Annotated in this window: 1 pseudogene; it reads right to left on the bottom strand. The window is 57.5% G+C overall.

Features of this window, described 5'->3' with window-relative positions:
- Nucleotides 1–122 precede the first annotated feature (122 nt).
- Nucleotides 123–428: pseudogene (locus tag EN955_RS34655) on the bottom strand (hypothetical protein); the annotation flags it as partial.

Below are 428 nucleotides of genomic sequence, written 5' to 3'. Positions count from 1 at the left end.
TTCCCGTCCTGATTACGTGCCTGCTCGTTCCCACCATCAATTTCTTCGTCCTTGACCGGTGGGTTTTTGCCGATCGCCGTCCCGGTCGGCAGGGCAACCGCTCCCGCCAGCGGCGATAATACTTAAACGGCGTCCAGTCGAAACGACACCAATTTGATGGAGCGTTTGTAAATGCTGCTGGCGGCCTTGCTGGGCGGGATCCCGTCGAGATAGTCAAACGTCATCTCGAACGTGCTGGCGTTCGAAAAAGCTGCGTGCGGAATGAAGAACGAGACGGTCATGGGTTGCTTGCCCGACAGCGTAACCTTATGCACGGATACGCCATGGACTGAGATAATCACCCTCTGGGTCATCTGTGGCGGACGAACGACAGCGGCCATTTGTAGCGTTGCCTTTAGGCCGTCGCGAAGCGGCGGTATCTGCAGGCG

Source organism: Mesorhizobium sp. M7A.F.Ca.CA.001.04.2.1 (assembly GCF_003998485.1).
GTDB classification, from domain to species: Bacteria; Pseudomonadota; Alphaproteobacteria; order Rhizobiales; family Rhizobiaceae; genus Mesorhizobium; species Mesorhizobium ciceri.
This window is presented reverse-complemented; position numbering and strand designations above follow the sequence as displayed.